The following is a 20,091-nucleotide window of genomic DNA, read 5'->3' on the forward strand; positions in this document are numbered from 1 at the left end:
GCGAAAGTTTGAAACAAGCCTTGGCTTGAATCGACTGGAGCACAAATGAGATTTTTAATCTCGTCAGATTCAAAATGAGCTTATCGCTCTTTTCAATACTTTATTGGAGAGTTTGATCCTGGCTCAGGACGAACGCTGGCGGCATGCCTAATACATGCAAGTCGAGCGGACTTGAAGAGAAGCTTGCTTCTCTGATAGTTAGCGGCGGACGGGTGAGTAACACGTAGGCAACCTGCCCTCAAGTTTGGGACAACTACCGGAAACGGTAGCTAATACCGAATAATTGTTTTCTTCGCCTGAAGGAAACTGGAAAGACGGAGCAATCTGTCACTTGGGGATGGGCCTGCGGCGCATTAGCTAGTTGGTGGGGTAACGGCTCACCAAGGCGACGATGCGTAGCCGACCTGAGAGGGTGATCGGCCACACTGGGACTGAGACACGGCCCAGACTCCTACGGGAGGCAGCAGTAGGGAATCTTCCGCAATGGGCGAAAGCCTGACGGAGCAATGCCGCGTGAGTGATGAAGGTTTTCGGATCGTAAAGCTCTGTTGCCAGGGAAGAACGCTTGGGAGAGTAACTGCTCTCAAGGTGACGGTACCTGAGAAGAAAGCCCCGGCTAACTACGTGCCAGCAGCCGCGGTAATACGTAGGGGGCAAGCGTTGTCCGGAATTATTGGGCGTAAAGCGCGCGCAGGCGGTCATTTAAGTCTGGTGTTTAATCCCGGGGCTCAACCCCGGATCGCACTGGAAACTGGGTGACTTGAGTGCAGAAGAGGAGAGTGGAATTCCACGTGTAGCGGTGAAATGCGTAGATATGTGGAGGAACACCAGTGGCGAAGGCGACTCTCTGGGCTGTAACTGACGCTGAGGCGCGAAAGCGTGGGGAGCAAACAGGATTAGATACCCTGGTAGTCCACGCCGTAAACGATGAGTGCTAGGTGTTAGGGGTTTCGATACCCTTGGTGCCGAAGTTAACACATTAAGCACTCCGCCTGGGGAGTACGGTCGCAAGACTGAAACTCAAAGGAATTGACGGGGACCCGCACAAGCAGTGGAGTATGTGGTTTAATTCGAAGCAACGCGAAGAACCTTACCAGGTCTTGACATCCCTCTGACCGGTACAGAGATGTATCTTTCCTTCGGGACAGAGGAGACAGGTGGTGCATGGTTGTCGTCAGCTCGTGTCGTGAGATGTTGGGTTAAGTCCCGCAACGAGCGCAACCCTTATATTTAGTTGCCAGCACTTCGGGTGGGCACTCTAGATAGACTGCCGGTGACAAACCGGAGGAAGGTGGGGATGACGTCAAATCATCATGCCCCTTATGACCTGGGCTACACACGTACTACAATGGCCGGTACAACGGGCTGCGAAATCGCGAGATGGAGCCAATCCCAACAAAGCCGGTCTCAGTTCGGATTGCAGGCTGCAACTCGCCTGCATGAAGTCGGAATTGCTAGTAATCGCGGATCAGCATGCCGCGGTGAATACGTTCCCGGGTCTTGTACACACCGCCCGTCACACCACGAGAGTTTATAACACCCGAAGTCGGTGGGGTAACCGCAAGGAGCCAGCCGCCGAAGGTGGGATAGATGATTGGGGTGAAGTCGTAACAAGGTAGCCGTATCGGAAGGTGCGGCTGGATCACCTCCTTTCTATGGAGAATCGTTTCCCGAGTGGAAACATTCAAATACGCAGCTTAGCTGCAAAACACTCACTCGTTGCTCAGTTTTGAGAGCTCAAACTCTCAAACAGCTTGCTTTTGCATGGAGCTTGTTCTTTGAAAACTAGATATCGAAACGAAACAAACGCGAATTAGAACATTCCTTTTTAGCTGAACTTGTGTTAAACAAGTCAAGTGTATAAAGGTAGTTAAATTGCTTTTGTGATGGTATCGGGTGAGAGCGACTTTTGGCTTTGCGCAAGCAAAACAAGGGAAGCGAGCGACCGAAACCGGAACAAAATGGTTAAGCTACTAAGAGCACACGGAGGATGCCTAGGCGCTAGGAGCCGATGAAGGACGTGGCGAACAACGAAACTGCCTCGGGGAGCTGTAAGCAAGCTTTGATCCGGGGGTGTCCGAATGGGGAAACCCAGCTGGGGTAATTTCCAGTTACTCACAACTGAATACATAGGTTGTGTAGAGGCATACCAGGGGAACTGAAACATCTAAGTACCCTGAGGAAGAGAAAACAATAGTGATTCCGTCAGTAGCGGCGAGCGAACGCGGAGAAGCCCAAACCAGAGAGCTTGCTCTTTGGGGTTGTGGGACGTCTCACATGGAGTTACAAAGGAACCGGTTAAGCGAAGAGGTCTGGAAAGGCCCGCCAAAGAAGGTAAAAGCCCTGTAGTTGAAAGTCTGTTCCCTCCGAGACGGATCCCGAGTAGTGCGGGGCACGTGAAACCCCGTATGAATCCGGCAGGACCATCTGCCAAGGCTAAATACTTCCTAGCGACCGATAGTGAAGCAGTACCGTGAGGGAAAGGTGAAAAGCACCCCGGAAGGGGAGTGAAATAGAACCTGAAACCGTGTGCTTACAAAAAGTCAGAGCCCGTTTTAGGGGTGATGGCGTGCCTTTTGTAGAATGAACCGGCGAGTTACGTTCCCGTGCAAGGTTAAGGTGAAGAGCCGGAGCCGCAGCGAAAGCGAGTCTGAATAGGGCGACTTAGTACGTGGACGTAGACCCGAAACCGGGTGATCTACCCCTGTCCAGGGTGAAGGTGCGGTAACACGCACTGGAGGCCCGAACCCACGCATGTTGAAAAATGCGGGGATGAGGTGGGGGTAGCGGAGAAATTCCAATCGAACTCGGAGATAGCTGGTTCTCCCCGAAATAGCTTTAGGGCTAGCCTCGGAAAACAGAGTCGTGGAGGTAGAGCACTGATTGGGTGCGGGGCCCGCAAGGGTTACCAAGCTCAGTCAAACTCCGAATGCCATAGACTTACTTCCGGGAGTCAGACAGTGAGTGCTAAGATCCATTGTCAAAAGGGAAACAGCCCAGACCATCAGCTAAGGTCCCCAAGTGTGTGTTAAGTGGGAAAGGATGTGGAGTTGCACAGACAACCAGGATGTTGGCTTAGAAGCAGCCATCATTGAAAGAGTGCGTAATAGCTCACTGGTCGAGTGACTCTGCGCCGAAAATGTAACGGGGCTAAACACACCACCGAAGCTATGGCTTGATGCTTTGCATCAGGGGTAGGGGAGCGTTGTATAAGGGTTGAAGGTGTACCGTAAGGAGCGCTGGACATTATACAAGTGAGAATGCCGGTATGAGTAACGAAAAGATCAGTGAGAATCTGATCCGCCGAAAGCCTAAGGGTTCCTGAGGAAGGCTCGTCCGCTCAGGGTAAGTCGGGACCTAAGGCGAGGCCGAAAGGCGTAGTCGAAGGACAACAGGTCGAAATTCCTGTACCACCGTAAGCCGTTATGAGCAATGGGGGGACGCAGTAGGGTAGTGACGCGGACTGATGGATGTCCGTCTAAGCAGTGAGGCTGATGTGTAGGCAAATCCGCACATTGTAAGGCTGAGCTGTGATGGGGAGCGAAAATTGTAGTAGCGAAGGTCATGATCTCACACTGCCAAGAAAAGCCTCTAGCCAGGTGATGGTGCCCGTACCGCAAACCGACACAGGTAGGCGAGAAGAGTATTCTAAGGCGCGCGGAAGAACTCTCGTTAAGGAACTCGGCAAAATGACCCCGTAACTTCGGGAGAAGGGGTGCCCCGGTAGTGTGAATAGCACGAGGGGGCCGCAGTGAAAAGGCCCAAGCGACTGTTTAGCAAAAACACAGGTCTGTGCGAAGCCGTAAGGCGAAGTATACGGGCTGACGCCTGCCCGGTGCTGGAAGGTTAAGGGGAGTGGTTAGGGAGTAATCCCGAAGCTGTGAACCGAAGCCCCAGTAAACGGCGGCCGTAACTATAACGGTCCTAAGGTAGCGAAATTCCTTGTCAGGTAAATTCTGACCCGCACGAATGGCGTAACGACTTGGGCGCTGTCTCAACGAGAGATCCGGTGAAATTTTAATACCTGTGAAGATGCAGGTTACCCGCGACAAGACGGAAAGACCCCATGGAGCTTTACTGCAGCTTGATATTGAATTTGGGTACGATCTGTACAGGATAGGTGGGAGCCTTTGAAGTGTGAGCGCCAGCTTGCATGGAGGCAACGTTGGGATACCACCCTGATCGTATCTAGGTTCTAACCTGGTACCGTAATCCGGTGCGGGGACAGTGTCAGGTGGGCAGTTTGACTGGGGCGGTCGCCTCCTAAAGAGTAACGGAGGCGCCCAAAGGTTCCCTCAGAATGGTTGGAAATCATTCGAAGAGTGCAAAGGCATAAGGGAGCTTGACTGCGAGACCTACAAGTCGAGCAGGGACGAAAGTCGGGCTTAGTGATCCGGTGGTACCGCATGGAAGGGCCATCGCTCAACGGATAAAAGCTACCCTGGGGATAACAGGCTTATCTCCCCCAAGAGTCCACATCGACGGGGAGGTTTGGCACCTCGATGTCGGCTCATCGCATCCTGGGGCTGAAGTAGGTCCCAAGGGTTGGGCTGTTCGCCCATTAAAGCGGTACGCGAGCTGGGTTCAGAACGTCGTGAGACAGTTCGGTCCCTATCTGTCGTGGGCGTAGGAAATTTGAGAGGAGCTGTCCTTAGTACGAGAGGACCGGGATGGACGTACCGCTGGTGTACCAGTTGTTCCGCCAGGAGCACCGCTGGGTAGCTATGTACGGACGGGATAAACGCTGAAAGCATCTAAGCGTGAAGCCCCCCTCAAGATGAGATTTCCCAGTATGTAAGACCCCTTGAAGACGACGAGGTAGATAGGCTGGGGGTGGAAGTGCAGCAATGCATGGAGCTGACCAGTACTAATCGGTCGAGGGCTTATCCAATAGCAAGTTGTAATTCGCATGTTTCGTTTCGAATCTAGTTTTCAGAGAACGATCTCTGAAATGTAAGCTAAGCTATGCGTTTGGTGGCGATGGCGGAGGGGTTCCACACGTACCCATCCCGAACACGACCGTTAAGCCCTCTAGCGCCGATGGTACTTGGACCGCAGGGTCCTGGGAGAGTAGGACGCCGCCAAGCAATAGAAGACACACTTGAGGATATCGAGTGTGTCTTTTTTTATTTGAATGTAATTTTTAGTTCCGATTAGACTTGTTATATACATAAAATACTGGCGTTCCAATCCTTAAAGCTGTGATACAATAGGTGAGGTCTATATAGAAAACGGAAACACGCATAAGTACGAGGAGGAACAGTGAACACGATGAAATCAGCCCCGTTTATTGCTGTGGAAGGTCCGATCGGAGCGGGGAAAACAACGCTGGCAACGATGCTTTCCCATGAATTGAATCTTCCGTTAGTTAAAGAAATCGTAGAAGAGAATCCATTTCTGGCTTCCTTTTATCAGGATATCGACGAGTGGAGTTTCCAATTGGAAATGTTTTTTCTGTGTAATCGGTTTAAACAACTGGAAGACACGGGCGCTCATTATGTAGAGCAGAATACCCCAGTCATTTCAGACTATCATATCTATAAAAATATGATTTTTGCCGATCGTACCTTAAAGGGAACGAAACGGGATAAATATCGTCAAATCTATCATCTGTTAACAGATGATCTGCCAAAGCCCAATCTGGTGCTCTATATTGAAGCTGAACTCGATACGTTGATGTACCGCATTAACAAGCGTGGACGCTCATTTGAGCAGGATATGGACCCGGCATATATGGAACAACTGATCGTCGATTACAAAACAGGCATGGATCATCTGGCGAATAGCTCAAATCCACCAGTAATCATTAAAGTCAATGCGGAGCAACTCGATTTTGTCGAACATCCTGAGCACTTCAGGCAGATTGTTAATCAGGTAAAGGAGTATATCATATGAATAACTATGGCATTCCATCGAATGCATTAATTACGGTAGCAGGTACGGTTGGAGTGGGTAAATCCACGTTAACAGCTGCACTTGCACAGCGTTTGAATTTCAAGACCTCTCTGGAGCAAGTTGATCATAATCCATATTTGGAGAAGTTCTATCATGACTTTGAGCGTTGGAGCTTCCATCTGCAGATTTATTTCCTGGCAGAGCGCTTCAAGGAACAGAAGAAGATTTTTGAACTGGGTGGAGGATTCGTACAGGATCGTTCCATCTATGAAGATACAGGCATATTTGCACAGATGCATGCGGATCAAGGAACCATGTCTGCTACCGATTTCGAGACATATAGCAGTTTGTTTGAAGCGATGGTGATGACACCTTATTTCCCACATCCAGATGTGCTGATCTATCTGGAAGGCAGTCTGCCTTCGATTTTAAACCGTATTACGGAACGTGGACGTGAGATGGAGATTCAGACGGATCGTTCGTACTGGGAGCACATGCACGAGCGCTATTCCGTGTGGATTGATCAGTTTACGGCTTGCCCTGTGCTGCGTCTGAACATTGATGAGTATGATGTGCATGATCCAGCATCGGTGGATGCCATTTTGGCACAGATTGCAGCTGTCATTCAGCCTTCCAAGGAAGTGCAAAGGTAAGATAGAGCGAGTTTTACAATGTATTTTTCTGGGTTACATTGGTTATATTTATGATACAGATATGGATAACATCCCTTCTACGGCTATTATGCTGTTGGAGGGATGTTTTTTTATGTGCCAAGGGAATGATGATGAGATGAATGTAGACAAAACTAAGAGGATATATTCGAGTGAATAAGGAAATGGATGTTTAATATATCTTTTCTATTATATAAATCATGGTCACCAAAAGTAGAAAAATGTTGAATAATAGGACATTTTGTGGTTTCATAGGAAAGGTGAATTCTGGAAAAGAAGCATATGCATGACTCAGGAGGGAAAGACAACGTGGAAGAGAAACAAGGAGTTAAAATCGGTATGCCGATCATTGGTGGCTTAATTGCAGCTATTCTGGGAGGCATCGTATGGGCAGCTATTGCTGCAATGACCGAGTATGAGGTGGGATTAATTGCGATTTTGATTGGAGTGCTCACGGGCTACGCAGTTGTGTTGTTCTCCAATAAACGAATTGCGACAGTACATAAGATTATTGCCGTACTGTTTGCTCTCGTAGGCATTTTGCTGGGTAAATATCTGACGGTGGTTTATTTTACTTCCGAACTGTTTGGTGATGTAGGCGTGATGGAACTTGTGTTTGATAGCGAGATGATCAGTGCGTTTGTGGAAACCTTCCAGGACTATTTCAGTCAACCGATTGATTTGTTATTCATCGTGCTTGCGATTGTATCTGCATGGCAGATTCCTGGCCGGATGGCGAGAACCAGTCTAGCCACGGATGCATCTTCATCGGATCACGCGCCAAGAGCTTAATCGGATAGACGGTGGACGCTTGGTAGCAAAATGAAGAACGTTTGACAGACGAAACTTAACTCATCATCCTAAGCACTTATGAAGTTATATCGAAGGACTGGGAGCAGAAGAAAAACGTAGTAAAGCATCTACACTAAAAGATATTTATAAAGTACTCAGAGTGAGCAGCAGTTAGGCTTGTTCACATTGCGGCTGAGTTACTTACATACATAAAAGGGACGATACGCCTGAGGGTGTACGTCCCTTTTGTGTATTCACCAGCTAGTAGGTGGGATGCGGCTCATAACTTTTGCAACAACTCGGATCGATTTAAATTACTTACCACATAACTCTAGTATATATCCAACATGTTCATAAGGTTAATCACAAGAAAGATATGGTCACCCCAGGAGGTAGGTTCAAGTATCCGAAGGGTCATGTCATTTACAGCGAATAAAACTGATGATGAGAATATTTTTACCTTTTACAGGACAGGTGTTAACTTCCAGACTATCGTTTACAGTCCACATCTGGACGGCAATGAGAGTTGAATAATACTGTATGTGGTTGAAGACAGGGCTATATTATTTGTTTTGGTCAGCAAATACAGCCATAGCATCTCTCATAAATACTGCCAAACCATCGCCAAACTGATCAATATTACGCGTGAAGCGTTCATCTTCCACGTACATCTGACCAAGTCCTCTGAATGCTTCAGGTGAGTAGCTTCCCATTTGGTTTAGACAGGTGTACCATTTTTGAATACCGGCCTGTGCCTCGGCAGATGCTGGTTCTGTGTGACGAAGTGACGCCAGATGTTTGTAGATCTCGTTCATTTGATTGGATAGAGCCTTCTGATCTGTGGTTGATTTACTGTTCAGCTTCTGATTTGCGTGATCGACGGCATGGTCTCCCCAACGTTCCCGCGCTTCTTGTTCATACGGATTCTGGCTAAAATCAAATCCTTCGAATTGTTCTTTGGCTGTCATTTTAATCTCTCCTCTCACGTGTAAAACCGTTTTATCAATGGTAGCAATCATCTGGTCCAAGCGTTGGCGCTTCTCCAGCAGTATAAGTCGATGCATTTTAAGTGCTTCTTCCGGATTGAAGGAGGGGTTGGTTATAATGTTTTTGATTTCCTTCAGAGAGAAGTCGAGTTCCTTGAAAAACAATATCTGCTGTAACCGTTCCAGATTGGCATCTGAATATAATCGATATCCGGCAGAAGTCACTTCGTCCGGGGTTAATAGTCCGATCTCATCATAGTGATGCAGTGTGCGCACACTGATCGAGGCAAGTTCGGCAACTTCTTTTACCTTCATGGCCATGTGTGAAACCTCCTTACAACACCGATTGTACAGTGTCACGTTACGTGAGAGTCAACCGTTGAAAATGAAAAACAAGATGCGAGCATGGAAGCTGCATCTTGATCATGGATTGATGACTGGATGTGACTGGGTTATTGTAACATTCAGTCACTGTAGGGGAGCGGATGCGCTTCTAAGTCGAAGACATAGATTGCCGCACCGCAGGGGAGAGGCTCCTCTGTTATGGAGAGGAGAGCGAGCGGTTATGGCTGCAACATTTATTCGGTGCAGCCCACGGGGCTGGCAGTGCAGGGAGAGCAAGGCTACGCCTGCATCCCGCGCACTGCCGCAGCGAATTGCGCAGCCGCTGCGCGCACATCGGCCGCGCCCGCGATGGCGGAGATGACGGCTACGCCGTCGGCTCCAGCCGCCATCACGGCGGCCGTGGTATCGGGCGTAATGCCGCCGATACCCACAATCGGAACTGCGATGCCTGCGGCGCGCAGTTCCGCCACCCCTGCGGGGCCCAGCACAGCGTGGGCATCCGCTTTGGAGCGCGTCGGGTACATGGGCCCGACGCCAAGGTAGTCGGCGCCCGCCTGCACCGCACGGCGCGCCTCATCCACGGAGTGGGCGGATACGCCAAGCATCCGCCCATCTCCAATGCGGGCGCGTACCAGCGCCGCGTCCGCATCTTGCTGGCCGACATGCACGCCGTCGGCCTCCACCGCTACAGCCAGCTCCACATCATCGTTCACGATGAACGGGACCCCGTGCTGGCTGCACACCTCGCGAAGCCGCATCGCAAGCGTGATGCGAGCTTCGCCAATCAGGGCGCCAGTTCCCTTTTCACGGAACTGGAACAGCGTGATGCCGCCAGCTATGGCCTGACGCAGCACTTCCACCGGGTCTTGCATTGTATTGACGCTTCCCATCACTAAATACACCTGCATCGCGTGTCGTACCGCTTCTGCATCCCACGGGCGCATCACTTCTCACCCCGCTGTCTGCGCTGATACGCAAAATGATTCGTCGGCCCATGTCCGGCCCCAATCCCCAGCTCATCTTCGATGGCTGCCTGAATGAATGCTCGCGCGGTCGTAACGGCAGCCAGAACAGGTGAACCCTTGGCTAACTCTGCGGTGATCGCAGCAGAGTATGTGCATCCTGTTCCGTGTGTATGACGTGTTACCACACGAACATTCTCCAGATAATGAAAAGACTGCCCATCGTAGAGCACATCCACGATCATGCCACTTCCTTCATCATGACCACCTTTGACCAAAGCATACGTTGAACCCATCTGTACAATCTGTCTTGCGGCTTCTTCTCGCTGACTCAGATTCGTGATAGACATTCCGGTAAGCAGTTCCGCTTCCGGTATATTAGGTGTTGTGATCAGGGCATGGGGCAACAGATCCGTAACCAACGCCTGTACAGTTTCCTGCTGGAGAAGGGGGGCGCCACCTTTGGCTACCATCACAGGGTCGATGACCAGATTCGACCAACGGTATTGCTGCCATTTCTCAGCCACTAGACGAATAATCTCGGCACTATATAACATGCCGGTCTTTGTTGCGGTTGGTTGAAAGTCTTCGCCGGTCGAGTCCAATTGCTGGGCAATACCATCGTAAGGGATGGGAAAAACGCCCTGCACACCTGTTGTATTTTGGGCAGCAATAGCCGTGATAACGGTCATGCCGTATGCGCCAAGCTCCTGGAATGTTTTCAAATCAGCCTGAATGCCTGCGCCGCCCCCGTTATCAGAGCCTGCAATGGTTAGCGCTTGAGCAATGCTCATACTGCACCTCCACGGATCTGACGGATCTGTGCGCGTTCTGCCAAGAGGTCTGGTGTTACTTGTGCCAGTTGATTCAACAATTCAATCTGGAAGCTGCCCGGCCCCTGATGAGCTGTCCGCTCTGCCGCCAGTTCAGCTGCTACACCATAAAACGCGAGCGCTTCAACAACACTGCCTAGAAGATCGGCTCCTGATTCCGCTATGGCTGTAAAAGCACCAATCACTGAACTGAGCAGACAGCCAGCACCCGTGACCTGAGTGAGCAGGGCATGACCATTACTCGTGAGGAATATGGATTGTCCATCAGTAATGATATCTTCTTTTCCGGTAATGACCACGACACAGCCAAGTTTATGCGCTGCCCGCTCCGCAATGCCGATTCGGTCGCCCTCACCTGATCCTGCGTCCACACCTTTAATACTCCAACTCTCACCGATGACATTGGCGACCTCTGCCACATTGCCGCGCAGTACCGTGAGACGAAGTTCACGAATGAGCATCTGCACGGTTTCTGTACGATAGGCGGTTGCACCTGCACCGACGGGATCAAGCACCACAGGCACGTCATGCGCATTAGCCGATTGGCCTGCAAGACGGATCGCCTGAACGACTTTGTCATCGAGAGTACCAATGTTGAGTACCACGGCACCTGACATCTTGGCGACATCAGCGACCTCTTCATGAGCATAGGCCATAAAAGGGGACGCACCGAGTGCAAGCAGACCATTGGCTGTGAAGGGAGCCACGACAAGGTTGGTGATATTGTGTACCAGCGGATTTTGCGTACGAACACGTTCCAGATAAGACATATAATTTCCTCCTTGTTTTGTATGCTTTCCTGAATCCTTTGACCAAAAAGCTGTAAACGGTTGTTTATTCGGATATAGCGTATCTCAGATTCGTTAGGACTCGCTCCATGCTCTATTCCAGAGATATTAAGGCGCATATAGCTTTGCTTTCTTCCCCTTTGCGTTCAGTCACTTTTCCTTCATTCACCTTGCACTCCTTTATTTACTCTCCTTGCAGATTAATAAAAGCATCCTCGGCTTTCACCGATTCAGGAATCAAATCCTTTTCAACGAGCCATGCACGTACATTCTCCCACGACTCCGTTTCCTGCCGTCCAAACGGTTGACCTTCCTCATTCATAAGTGGCATTAAAATAGCCAGGCTTTTGGTTTCGATCTCCGGGTCAAGCGGAGACGTTTCATTCTCATGAGCGAGCAGAATATTCAAGGCTTCTTCTGGATGCTCCGTTACATATTTTTGTCCTTCCTGGATCGCTTTGACGAACCGGGTAAGCTGATCTTTTTTCGCTTCAATGCCAGCCTCACTCGCAGTCAGGACCAATTCATAATAATCAGGCACACCATAATCGACGGGGTTAATCGATTTCATGGCATGTCCTTCTTTCTCCAAAATCAATTGTTCATGGTTAATAAAACCACCCATAATTGCATCGGCCTGTCCGGAAGCCAGCGAAGGAATCAGATCGAACCCAACGTCAACCAGATTCATGTTGTCGGGATTGCCACCATCGTGGCTGATCATCGTACGAACCATCGCTTCATACAGCGGAATCGAAGAATAACCGACAGTTTTTCCTTCAAGATCTTTGGGTGAGCTCACGTTGCCATTTGCTTCGGTTAACAGATGTACAAGTGGATGCCGAACAACAGCAGCAATGGATCGTACAGGAATGTTCTCGCCACGCGCGAGCAAAATTTGGGGCTGGTAGCTTAGAGCCAGATCAATTTTCCCGGCAGCAACAAGTTTGATTGAATCATTGGTATCCGCAGGCATCTGAATTTCGACATCCAGATTCTGGTCTGCGAAGTACCCTTTTTCCTGTGCCACATAGATGAAGGAGTGTACTGCATTCGGGTACCAGTCGAGCATGATGGACAGCTTATCTTTGGCGTCTGATGCTGGTTCGGCTGCAGACTTGTCTGTTTGTTGTGCATGGGTTGCAGAATCTGTTGTTGGTGCGTTTTTGCTGGTATTTGTGGTGCTGCATCCGCTAACGATCAGCAAAAGGCTAATGAGCATGATGGGAAGCAGGGAGTATATACCTTTGTTATTCATAAATTGAAGATCCTCATTTCATCGTTTTGATTTGTATTTACATCTAATTCCTGTCTAAGTATTATCCAACTTTTCTTTTGCCTCCATGTCCATGCCGCCGTATGCTAAACCGTTTCTCTAGCCAGGCAATCAGTACAAACAAAACGATCCCCAGCAGGGATAACAGCACAATAGATGCAAACATCGCATCCGTGTTCATGTTGCTGGACATACGACGGCTGAAGTATCCGAGACCTTTGCTGCCACCAAGCCATTCCCCAATCGTTGCACCAACCACGCAGTACACCACAGACATCTTTAGCCCCGAGAAAAAAGAGGGAAGTGCCAGTGGAATCTGGAGTTTGCGAAAAATATCCCACTTGCTGGCTCCCATGGTGAGCAGCAGTTCACGCTGCTCTGGATCGCCTTGGCGGAGTCCATCGTAGGTACTGACCACAATGGGGAAGAATGCGATTAAGAACACCACCGCGACTTTGCTCCACAACGTGTAACCAAACCACAAGATAAATACGGGAGACAAGGCAATCAGCGGGATGGTCTGACTGATCACGATGAAGGGATACAAGGCCTTTTCGATCGACCGGTTCATATGCATGCCTGTTGCCAGCGTAATTCCAGTCACTATGGACAAGACAAAACCAACCACAACCTCCATAAAGGTAGCAGGCAGATGGATGGTCAACAGCAGACGACGATGCTCAACCAGTGAACCTATGATGGCTGTGGGTGCAGGAATGATGAAAGAGGGCACCCATCCCATACGCACAATCGTTTCCCAGATCGCCAGTAGAAAGAGCATGAGCAGAATAAACAAACCATATTGGGAAAACCACTTCGAGAGCCACGTCTGGACGCTAACCATAACCCTATCGCTTCGCATGTAATTGTTCCTCCAGTTGTTGTCTCATCTTCACGAGAGCCGGTTGGTAGATCATGTCCGAATGCCTTGGGCGTGGTAAAGGAACCGTCATCTCCCGCAACTGCTGACCTTGCCCTCCTGGAGTTAACAGAATGATACGGTCACTTAACAGCAGGGCTTCCTCAATGTCATGTGTAATAAACAATACGGTTTGGCCAAAGCCCTCCCACAGCTCCAGCAACCAGCGATGCATTTCTCGTTTGGTTAAGGCGTCGAGTGCACCGAAGGGTTCATCCAGCAACATGAGCTGCCCGCCTGTAAGCAAGGTACGAAGCAATGCCACCCGCTGCCGCATGCCGCCGGATAACTCATCTGGATAGGCCTGTTCATAACCCGACAGGCCGAACCTTGCCAACCCAGCTAGGATTTTGGCCCGTAACTTGTCCTTGTCCTGTCGGCCTGGTGCCAACTCGGCAGGCAGCATGCAGTTCTCCATGACGGTACGCCAGGATAACAGCAGATCTTTCTGCGGCATATAAGCCACTCGTCCGAGCCGTTGTCCTTGCGGTACATCAGCTATATTGATGGTGCCGACGGTTGGCTCATGCAAGCCTGCGAGCAGCTTGAAGAGCGTGCTTTTACCTGATCCGCTGGAGCCGATGAGCGAGACAAATTCTCCTTGTTGAACCCGAAGCGACACATTGGAGAGCACGGGGGAATCCGTTTTTTTAGGAAAAGCGAAGCTAACGTTCTCAATGGTTACATGGTTGTTCATCTGATCCTCACCCCCTTGATGTCAGACTGCTGCAATAACAATGGCATCCTATACTCTGCAAAAGGAACAAAAAAAGACCCACCCATTTCCGGAGAAATGAGTGGGTTTGTAAGTTAGATCCGCAATTTATCTTCACATATACATGAAAGAATTCCGCTTACTAAAAGGCCGCTCCACTTCCCTCCGCTGGTATGATCCAGATCAGGTTCAAAGGGTCCGAATAGTCATATTCGTCTCAGCCGCAAGGCTCCCCTAGTGCAAAAGTTCAAGATATGCAGTTATGTGTTCAGCATATATCACTCGAACATGAACTGTAAAGAGGCAGCTTGATGGAATTCTTGAGATGAATTTGGAGTCAGACCTGAACAACTGAACAATTTACCTCGGCTCATGAACCCGATATAATAGGGATGGCGCATATTGGCCGGATCACAAATGCAGGTGGGATTGCTCCCTCCGAAGCAGAATGGGGACCCGAGTTGAAAACGTTCAAAAAAGTATATATTGAGATCACAAGTATCTGCAATCTGGCATGCAGCTTCTGTCCGCAGACACAACGTGCCAAAGGATTCATTGACCCTGAAGTCTTCAACAATATACTGGATCAAGTTAAACCACATACCAACCATATTTATTTACATGTCAAAGGTGAACCCTTGTTGCATCCCAAAATAGATCTGCTGCTTGATTCCGCACATGAGAAGGGACTCAAGGTGAACATTACAACGAATGGTACGCTGCTGCCCAAGACTCAGCATAAATTGCTTGGCAAACCGGCGCTGCGACAGATGAACTTCTCTCTGCACAGCTTCGATGGGCATGAAGGTTCAACTGACCGTGACGGATACCTGAGCAACATTCTGTCTTTTGTACACGAAGCGGTGAAGCACAATGTCATCATCTCATTCCGGCTGTGGAATCTGACGCAGGATAACTTCACGAATGCTCAGATGAATCGAAATCGGGAGACCCTTGAAGTGCTGGAACGTGAGTTCAATCTGGACTTCCGCATTGAGGAGAAAGTGGTTCCAGGCAGCGGGGTCAAAATTGCCCCAAATGTATACCTGAATCAAGACCATGAGTTCCAGTGGCCAAGCCTGGATGCACCTGAAGATGACGGCAAAGGCTTCTGCCATGCATTACGTGGTCAGGCAGCTGTGCTTGTCGATGGAACGGTGGTTCCATGCTGTCTTGATGGTGAGGGTGTCATTAACCTTGGTAATGTGCACGAGAAGTCATTCTCGGAGATTATTGAGGGTGAGCGAGCGAACAATCTGGTATATGGCTTCTCCAAACGTGAAGCTGTGGAAGAGTTGTGTCGAAAGTGCGGTTATCGTCAGAGATTCGGAGCCTGATATCTTATATGAGGAAGCCAGAAGACATTCAAGATCACACATTTGGAGACAAATGTAGTGGTCTTTCTTTGTAATCGGGGATTCAAGTGAGGGGTACATACACTACAAATGAGCATACCTGAGGTTGATATCAGCATATTGTTTGAGGGACCTGGCATGCAAAAAATGCCGATATGACAGGGATTGTGCGATGTCATGATATATCTGATCTAATGATTATTCTAGTTACCTTCCTTATTTGGTAGGATTAGGTTGTGGGTCGGACAGAGGTGCACCTCTGACGATCTTCCAGTACAAGCTCAGGCTTGTACAATACCAAATAACGAGAGAATAAGGGAGGAATAAAATTATGAAAAAAATGTTGACGTTGTTGCTGTCCGCTGGTTTGGTTGCTTCCATATTTGGTGCCGTTCCGGCTGCGGCTGCACCTACCGTTGTAAATTCAACGATTGTTGTTCCAAAGGGCACGACCTATGACGGTCAAGGTAAAACATTTGTAGCCAATCCTTCCACACTGGGCGACGGATCTCAAGCAGAAAATCAGAAGCCAGTCTTCCGTCTGGAGGCAGGGGCTACGCTCAAAAATGTAAATATCGGATCACCTGCTGCTGATGGTGTTCACTGTTATGGCAACTGTAATATATCGAATGTGGTCTGGCAGGACGTTGGCGAGGATGCACTGACATTGAAGTCTGCCGGAACGGTTAACATTACCGGTGGGGCAGCGTATAAGGCTTATGATAAAGTGTTCCAGATGAATGCAGCTGGAACAATTAACATCAAAAATTTCCGTGCAGATGATATTGGCAAACTGGTTCGCCAAAATGGTGGAACTTCCTTCGCAGTTAACATGACGCTGGATAATTCCAACATTTCTAATGTAAAAGATTCGATTTTGCGTACAGACAGCAGCACATCACAAGGGAAAATTACGAATACTCGTTATTCCAAAGTACCAACGTTGTTCAAGGGGTTTGCTTCAGGGAAAACGAGCCAGTCTGGGAACACGCAATATTAAGAACAGGGATACATTGGAATACGGATTGAAGGCGTGTACGGATAAGGTAGCTATTTCACATCGTGAAGTATGTCCAAAAGGCATCCAGGGGGATGCCTTTTCCTATGCCAACTTTTGATTTTTGTAGAGACCATTGCCACAAATACCCATCTGATGTACATTAGAAGCAATGAAATAAGTGAACCGGGAGCTCAATGAAGTTGGGCTGAGAGAGTGGCCTTGTGCCGCTGACCGTACATCTGATCTGGGTAATGCCAGCGTAGAGAACATGGATTTGCGATATGTAAGGGTGAATTGTGGGAATGAACGTGAATGAACAACAGACCTCTTTGAACTGTGGTGGTGTATCTGCCAGGGCGGAAGGGAGCTGGTTGATATTCCGTTTTTCGACATCCATCCCATACATCATTGTGAGGATTGTACACTTTGCGTATGGCCTTCCCGGAACCGGGGAGGCTTTTTCGTTTATTATGATAAACCCCACAGGGAACAAAGGAAGGACGTAGAGAACATGGGAACAACAGCAGGCAACAAGCGATTGAAACTAACGGATATTCTGGTAACCATCGTGATCGCAGTAGTGTTTGGGGTGATTTACAAGATATGGGGACCTACATATGACTTGATGAAACCATTTGGCGTTCATGCGGAGCAGATGATCTATGGCATGTGGTTTATGGCGGGCACGTTTGCTTTTGTCATCATTCGTAAACCAGGCGTGGCTATTCTTGCTGAAGTTGCGGCTTCAACGGTAAGTGCCTTTCTGGGCAGTGAATGGGGCATGTCCACACTTGTATACGGTCTGTTGCAAGGATTGGGAGCCGAGATATTCTTCGCAGCATTTTTGTATCGCAAAACCAATCTGTTTGTCACCTGTCTTGCAGCCATAGGAGCCGCAGCGGCTTCGCTTTTGCTGGATTACCAATACGGGTATATTGATTCACTCTCGGCCTGGAATTATACGTTATTTATCGGATTCCGCTTCATCGGAAGCATCTTGATTGCAGGAGTGTTCGCTTATTATCTCGCCAAAGCATTGGAACTGACCGGTGTAACACGTTCACTCAGACCGGTATCGAAACAGGATTATGAGGCGCTGGATTAGATGAACGGGGAAGGGAATTCGCAAGCGGTAAGTGTGACTAATCTAAGATGCAAGTTCCCGGGAGAGAAAGCCTTGGTATTTCAAGGCTTGTCTCTTTCTGTGCGTCAAGGAGAGAAAGTGCTGTTGCTTGGCCCGAGTGGCTCCGGTAAATCGACGTTATTGCAAATTTTGAGCGGTTTAATTCCACGTTCGGTAGAGATTCCGATGAAATGTGATGATATTCAGGTTCCTGCCAAAGCAGGAGTGGTCTTTCAAGATCCGGATACCCAGTTCTGTATGTCCTTTACGGATGAAGAGATCGCATTTGTTCTGGAAAACCGAAATATTTCGCGTGAAGAGATGCCTGCTCTGATTGAATATGTTCTGAAACAAGTGGGGTTATCCTTTGAACAGAATCGTGTATTGATCCAGTCCATGTCTCAGGGGATGAAGCAGCGTCTTGCGATTGCTTCAATGCTTGCCATGGACCCGGAGGTATTGTTTTTGGATGAACCCACTGCACTGCTGGATGATGAGGGGACTTCCCAGGTGTGGGATACCGTCAGAAGGATAGCCAGTGACAAAACGATCATCATCGTTGAACACAAAATAAACAAGATTGTAGATATGGTCGACCGCATCATTGTGTTATCACCTGAAGGAAAGATTGTGGCGGATGGGCCAGCACAGCAGGTATTTACGGATGAACGGGGCAAGCTGAAGGCTTATGGAATCTGGTATCCGGGTGTGTGGGATGAGCACGAGCAGGCAGCTAAGCAAGAAGAGGGAAGTGCTTCTGGAGAGCTTCAAGTGCGTGTGGATCACGGCATCTCAAGTGTGGAAACACAGCAATCGTCTGGCTTATCCGATACACCGGGTATATCCCCCATATCTCACGTCTCATCCTTATCGCCTGTATCACCCGCCTATCAGCCTGCACTGGACTTGCAGCAGTTCACCGGATGGCGTGGGAAAAGACCCTTCATTCAGGTAGAACAGGCCAAAGTATGGCATGGGGATTGGATTGGTATTGTCGGAGCTAATGGAGCTGGCAAGAGTTCATTGTTGTTATCTCTGATGAATATCCTGAAAACAACAGGTCATTATGAGGTGGACGGTCAGCCTTCTGGCAAAACGGAGCAGCTTGCAGATCGAATCGCGTTTGTATTTCAGAACCCGGAGTTTCAATTTGTGACCAACACCGTCGCGGAAGAAGTAGAATTCTCATTGCTGGGGGGCAGGCTTACAACGGAAGAAAGACTTGCCAGGACTGATCATATGTTGAATCAATTTGGACTAATCGACCTCTCCGAGCGTCATCCCTACCAATTATCGATGGGGCAGAAACGACGCTTGAGCGTTGCCTCTGCACTGGTGAGAGAGCAGCGAATACTGCTGTTGGATGAACCTACTTTTGGACAGGATGCCCGTAATACGTTCGCCATGTTAACACAACTGGAGCAATTGCGGCGTGAAGGAACAGCTATTGTTATGGTTACCCATGATCATGAAATTGTAAAAAGATATTGCACCCGAATCTGGACGGTAGATGAGGGGAGGTTAACTGATGCAACTGTCGTTTCCTCACCGTGAAACCTGGCTTCATAACGTCAACCCGGGATTAAAGATGATCATTCTGACGATGATGTTTGTCATCGTTATCCTCATTCACAATCTGAATGTAATGGCCAACGTTGCGGTGGCGATGATGCTGTTACTGTGCTGGACAGGTCATCCGTGGTATAGATTGATGCTGTACGCATCACCATTCATTCTGGTGTTTATCTCCACGTCCACAGGTATGATGATGTTTGGTAAGGGAGAGACCACATGGTATAAGTGGGGATTGATTCACATAACCGAGGAGAGTTTCTATCGCGGTCTACACTTGGGTTTTCGCTCGTTGAGCATGGCAGCGGCTGGCTTGCTGTTCGGACTGACAACGAAGCCGGTAAGGCTGTTTTATTCACTGATGCAGCAGTGGCGGCTTCCTGCAAAATATGCTTATAGCTTTCTGGCCGCGATGCGCATGATCCCCATTTTGCTGGATGAATTCCAGACACTCCGTTACGCCATTCGTATTCGTGGAACACGGCAACGTGGCTCTCGCTGGAATGTGTATGGTACACTTAAGCGTTACGCTATTCCGCTGCTGGCACAGAGTATTCGCCGTGCACAGCGAATGGCGGTAGCGATGGAAGCGAAGGGATTCACGGATGGCGCAAGCCGGACGTATTACATTCAGATTGGCTATTCGCGAGCTGATCTGTGGTTTGTATTTTATTATATGCTCACCTTAACAGCGGCTTATTACATTGGGGTCACCTTTCCTTATCATGCTACGATGGTGGATGTGAGGTAATATTGGGAGATAGATAGAAATATATTGAGGTAAACGGTAACTTTTTCCTTATAGCTGCGTCTCTATTGGAAATAACTTCTAATGGATGGGGATGAACGAGAGTGAAGA

General features: G+C 48.9%; 14 protein-coding genes, 3 rRNA genes, 1 pseudogene and 2 riboswitches. Of the genes and pseudogenes, 11 read left to right on the forward strand and 7 right to left on the reverse strand.

From position 1 onward, the window contains the following. Positions 1-100: 100 nt before the first annotated feature. The 6 genes from MKZ13_RS04355 (at position 101) to MKZ13_RS04380 (ending at position 7,358) form a co-directional block, all read left to right on the forward strand. A 16S ribosomal RNA gene (locus MKZ13_RS04355) occupies positions 101-1,653 on the forward strand. A gap of 310 nt (positions 1,654-1,963) precedes the next feature. After that, positions 1,964-4,891, forward strand: a 23S ribosomal RNA gene (locus MKZ13_RS04360). Positions 4,892-4,970: 79 nt separating this feature from the next. Then, positions 4,971-5,087 (forward strand): 5S ribosomal RNA (gene rrf / locus MKZ13_RS04365). Together the 16S, 23S and 5S rRNA genes form the textbook arrangement of a ribosomal RNA operon. 184 nt (positions 5,088-5,271) lie before the next feature. Continuing rightward, a complete protein-coding gene (locus tag MKZ13_RS04370) occupies positions 5,272-5,895 on the forward strand; it encodes a deoxynucleoside kinase (protein WP_339185325.1) in 624 nt (207 codons plus the stop codon). Then, positions 5,892-6,548 (forward strand): deoxynucleoside kinase, encoded by a 657-nt coding sequence (locus tag MKZ13_RS04375; RefSeq protein ID WP_192132572.1) that lies wholly within the window; start codon positions 5,892-5,894, stop codon positions 6,546-6,548. The genes MKZ13_RS04370 and MKZ13_RS04375 overlap by 4 nt, the downstream gene beginning before the upstream one ends. Positions 6,549-6,875: 327 nt before the next feature. After that, the gene (locus tag MKZ13_RS04380; protein ID WP_339182080.1) at positions 6,876-7,358 is read left to right on the forward strand and encodes a hypothetical protein; all 483 of its coding nucleotides are present in this window, start codon (positions 6,876-6,878) and stop codon (positions 7,356-7,358) included. A gap of 563 nt (positions 7,359-7,921) precedes the next feature. Here the strand turns inward: MKZ13_RS04380 and MKZ13_RS04385 are convergent. The 7 genes and pseudogenes from MKZ13_RS04385 to MKZ13_RS04415 all read right to left on the reverse strand — a co-directional run bounded on the left by MKZ13_RS04385 (position 7,922) and on the right by MKZ13_RS04415 (position 14,164). Further along, a complete protein-coding gene (locus tag MKZ13_RS04385) occupies positions 7,922-8,665 on the reverse strand; it encodes a MerR family transcriptional regulator (protein ID WP_221818805.1) in 744 nt (247 codons plus the stop codon). 302 nt (positions 8,666-8,967) lie between these two features. After that, positions 8,968-9,633, reverse strand: a complete 666-nt coding sequence (gene thiE / locus MKZ13_RS04390) for a thiamine phosphate synthase (protein WP_339182082.1) — start codon at positions 9,631-9,633, stop codon at positions 8,968-8,970. Further along, entirely contained in the window at positions 9,633-10,445 is an 813-nt protein-coding gene (gene thiD, locus MKZ13_RS04395) for a bifunctional hydroxymethylpyrimidine kinase/phosphomethylpyrimidine kinase (RefSeq protein ID WP_339182085.1), read from the reverse strand. Before thiD ends, thiE begins: the two co-directional genes overlap by 1 nt. Continuing rightward, positions 10,442-11,263, reverse strand: a pseudogene (gene thiM, locus MKZ13_RS04400) (hydroxyethylthiazole kinase); the annotation flags it as partial. The pseudogene thiM and the gene thiD, both read right to left, overlap by 4 nt. 193 nt (positions 11,264-11,456) lie before the next feature. Further along, on the reverse strand, positions 11,457-12,530 hold the full coding sequence (locus tag MKZ13_RS04405) for an ABC transporter substrate-binding protein (protein WP_339182087.1): 1,074 nt from the start codon (positions 12,528-12,530) through the stop codon (positions 11,457-11,459). 61 nt (positions 12,531-12,591) lie between these two features. Beyond that, positions 12,592-13,410 (reverse strand): ABC transporter permease, encoded by an 819-nt coding sequence (locus MKZ13_RS04410; protein WP_339182091.1) that lies wholly within the window; start codon positions 13,408-13,410, stop codon positions 12,592-12,594. After that, entirely contained in the window at positions 13,397-14,164 is a 768-nt protein-coding gene (locus tag MKZ13_RS04415) for an ABC transporter ATP-binding protein (protein WP_339182094.1), read from the reverse strand. The genes MKZ13_RS04410 and MKZ13_RS04415 overlap by 14 nt, the downstream gene beginning before the upstream one ends. Before the next feature lie 161 nt (positions 14,165-14,325). After that, a riboswitch (TPP riboswitch) is annotated at positions 14,326-14,428 on the reverse strand. Positions 14,429-14,643: 215 nt separating this feature from the next. Here MKZ13_RS04415 and MKZ13_RS04420 point away from each other — a divergent pair. The 5 genes from MKZ13_RS04420 to MKZ13_RS04440 all read left to right on the forward strand — a co-directional run bounded on the left by MKZ13_RS04420 (position 14,644) and on the right by MKZ13_RS04440 (position 19,983). Beyond that, positions 14,644-15,519 carry a radical SAM/SPASM domain-containing protein gene (locus tag MKZ13_RS04420; RefSeq protein WP_339185328.1) on the forward strand — a complete coding sequence of 292 codons (876 nt, stop codon included), beginning with the start codon at positions 14,644-14,646 and terminating at the stop codon, positions 15,517-15,519. 349 nt (positions 15,520-15,868) lie between these two features. Next, the gene (locus tag MKZ13_RS04425; RefSeq protein ID WP_339182096.1) at positions 15,869-16,537 is read left to right on the forward strand and encodes a pectate lyase; all 669 of its coding nucleotides are present in this window, start codon (positions 15,869-15,871) and stop codon (positions 16,535-16,537) included. Between the two features lie 172 nt (positions 16,538-16,709). After that, a riboswitch (TPP riboswitch) is annotated at positions 16,710-16,820 on the forward strand. A gap of 228 nt (positions 16,821-17,048) precedes the next feature. Beyond that, positions 17,049-17,642, forward strand: coding sequence for an ECF transporter S component (locus tag MKZ13_RS04430; protein WP_339182099.1), 594 nt, complete (start codon positions 17,049-17,051; stop codon positions 17,640-17,642). Further along, positions 17,643-19,214 (forward strand): ABC transporter ATP-binding protein, encoded by a 1,572-nt coding sequence (locus tag MKZ13_RS04435; RefSeq protein ID WP_339182102.1) that lies wholly within the window; start codon positions 17,643-17,645, stop codon positions 19,212-19,214. After that, positions 19,189-19,983, forward strand: coding sequence for an energy-coupling factor transporter transmembrane component T (locus MKZ13_RS04440; RefSeq protein WP_339182105.1), 795 nt, complete (start codon positions 19,189-19,191; stop codon positions 19,981-19,983). The genes MKZ13_RS04435 and MKZ13_RS04440 overlap by 26 nt, the downstream gene beginning before the upstream one ends. Positions 19,984-20,091: the final 108 nt, after the last annotated feature.

The sequence above is a fragment of the Paenibacillus sp. FSL R5-0701 genome (assembly GCF_037973995.1).
In the GTDB taxonomy this organism is placed as follows: Bacteria; Bacillota; Bacilli; order Paenibacillales; family Paenibacillaceae; genus Paenibacillus.